The 2,554-nt window shown below is 61.3% G+C and carries 3 protein-coding genes; 2 read left to right on the top strand and 1 reads right to left on the bottom strand.

The genetic code is table 11. The features are described from left to right. Together VEK15_00730 and VEK15_00725 are read left to right on the top strand one after the other, a co-directional pair. Positions 1–762: XrtA system polysaccharide deacetylase (locus tag VEK15_00730; protein HXV59187.1), on the top strand; the 762-nt coding region annotated here is incomplete at its 5' end. Next, positions 763–1,542 carry a formyltransferase family protein gene (locus VEK15_00725; GenBank protein HXV59186.1) on the top strand — a complete coding sequence of 260 codons (780 nt, stop codon included), beginning with the start codon at positions 763–765 and terminating at the stop codon, positions 1,540–1,542. Between the two features lie 68 nt (positions 1,543–1,610). Here VEK15_00725 and VEK15_00720 read toward each other — a convergent pair. Further along, positions 1,611–2,554, bottom strand: a 944-nt coding sequence (locus VEK15_00720; GenBank protein HXV59185.1) for a glycosyltransferase family 4 protein, incomplete at its 5' end; no start/stop codon positions are given.

The raw sequence follows: 2,554 nt of genomic DNA, 5'->3' as shown, positions 1-2,554 counted from the left end.
TCGATGCCGAGCCGCGTGGTCTCGAGCACCCGTCGGATCCTCGAGCTGCTCCGGGAACGGCAGGTGCGGGCGACGTTCTTCGTTCTCGGTTGGGTCGCCGAGAGGCACCCGCAACTCGTGCAGGAGATCGCGGCTGACGGTCACGAGCTTGCGACCCATGGCTACGGTCACGAGCTGATATACCGACAGTCTCCTGCCGAGTTCACCCACGACGTGGAGCGTTCCCTGAAGGTTCTGAGGCTCGCGCTGGGCGGTTCAGAGGTGCCGATTCACGGCTATCGAGCCCCGGCCTTTTCCGTAACCCGGCAAACGCTCTGGGCCCTTCGGATCCTGCGCGAACATGGCTTTCGCTACGATTCGAGCATCTTTCCCCTTGTCGCTCACGACCGCTACGGCATTCGGAACGCGAGTCGATTCGCCTCCCAGGTCGAGGCCGGCTTGTGGGAGTTTCCCGTCAGCACAGTACGGCTCGCCGGCCGCAACTGGCCCGTCGCCGGTGGCGGCTATTTTCGACTGTTTCCCCTGTGGCTCACCCAATCCGCCATCCGTCACATCAACGGTGAGGGACACCCGGCGGTGATCTATCTTCACTCGTGGGAATTCGACCCCGATCAGCCCGCGGTGAAGGGTGCGCCCGCACTGTCGCGCTTTCGTCACTACGTCAATCTCGGTAAGACCGAGAGTCGACTTGGTAAGCTCTTGGAAGTGTTCCAATTCGGAGCATTCCAGGACGTCTTTTCTCATCAACTCGGAGTCACATAGATGCGAATTACCGTCGTTACCCAGCAAGAACCGTTCTACTTGCCCCCGGCCCTCGACGAGCTCTGCCGGATCCGCGGCAAAGACATCTGCTCGATCGTCATTCTTCCGAGTTTCAACGAGTCGAAGCTGGCAACGGCCAAGCGATTGTATCGATTCTATGGGCCGTTCGACTTCGCTCGGTTGGTCTTTCGCTTCACCGGAGCGGCCATCGCCGACTTCGTGAACCGCTTTTACCCCGTGACTCGTCCCTACTCGGCGGAAGACGTGAGTCGACGCCACGGGATCCCGGTATACAAGCCAGCCAACATCAACAGACCGGATTTCATCGAGACCTTGACGCAGGGCTCCCGACCCGATTTGCTCGTGTCGGTCGCGGCGAGCCAGATATTCAAAAAGGCGGTCCTCGAGGCCGCGCCCCTTGGATGCATCAACCTGCATTCCGCGCCGCTTCCGCGTTATCAAGGCATGATGCCCAACTTCTGGACCATGGTCCATGGAGAGGAAGCTGCGGCCGTGACCATCCACTACATGGTGCCGAAGCTGGACGCGGGCGACATCATTCTCCAGAAGGCAGTTCCCATCCTTCCCAAGGACTCGCTTCACGATTTGATGGTTCGCTCCAAACAGGTTGGCATCCAGGCAATGCTCGAAGCGATCGAGCAGATCGAGCGGGGAACGGCTGACCGTGAGCCGATGGACACGGCGAATGCGACTTACTTCTCCTTCCCCAAGCGCGCCGATGCCGCGAGGCTTCGAGCCATGGGACGCTCGCTCTTGTAATGGAGATCGGGGAAGGGTCGGTCCGGGTGCGATAGCCCGCTGGCCAGCAAACCAGCCAGAGAGACCGGTTACTTGGCCACGCCGGGGGCATCCGTCCGAGGCTTGCCCGCTCGAGTGTTCAGCGAGCTCCTCGAATCGCGCCACTCACCCTCGGCCATGCCTCCACGATCCGGCAACACGGACCGATAGATGTTTCGCGTCTTCGCATAGAGAGTGGAGAACTGGAAATTTTCCTCGAACGATCGTCGTCCACTAGCCCCCATCCTCGATCTCAGTGCGGGATTGGAGATTAACTTCCCGAGAGCTCTGGTCAGCCCGTCGACGTCTCGCCGTTGCACCAGGATTCCGTTCTCGCCGTCGACTACCGACTCGCGGCTGCCACCCACGTCGGAGGTAATCACCGGAAGGCCCGCCCTCATGGCTTCGAGGATGCTGCGGGGAAATCCCTCGTGGTTGGATACGAGCAGGAAAATCTGACAGCCTGCCAGGATCTCGGCAACGTCGCGTCGCTCGCCCAAGAACGTCACTCGCTTCGCAAGACCCAACTCCTCGGCCAGCCGTCGTGTCTCTTCCATTAACGGCCCGGTTCCGACGAGGCTGAGGGTCCAATCGAGATTCGCGAGGGGCTTCAAGGCCTGGAGCAGAGTGCGGTGGTCCTTCTGCGCCTCCATTCGCGCAACCATGACGAGGTGTGGCGGCTCCGCGCTCGGGTTCGCTCTCAACCTATCGTCCACTTCGGGCATGCCGTTGTGCACGGTCACGAATTGACCCGGCCGTCCGACGCCGAATTGGGCTGCAAGCTCCCTGTCGTGGTCCGAGACTGCGATGATCTTCAGAGCGAACGGGGCAACGAGCCTCTCGGCAAGAGCGTAGAGTCGCTGCTTCGTGGCACCTACCCCTTCGGAGAACGCCCACCCATGGGCGGTAAAGATCACGGGAACGCCGGCCATCCAGGCCGCAACCCTGCCCAGCCAACCAGCCTTGGGCGAATGCGTGGAAAGGAGGTCTGGCT

This window comes from Vicinamibacteria bacterium (genome assembly GCA_035620555.1).
Lineage (GTDB): Bacteria > Acidobacteriota > Vicinamibacteria > Marinacidobacterales > SMYC01 > DASPGQ01.
The sequence above is the reverse complement of the archived record's forward strand: the minus strand, read 5'-3'. Positions and strand labels throughout refer to the sequence as shown.

Bases quoted from the DNA above. Each gene is read 5' to 3' on its own strand.
- VEK15_00725 (HXV59186.1), top strand. From the start codon at position 763: ATGCGAATTACCGTCGTTACCCAGCAAGAACCGTTCTACTTGCCCCCG.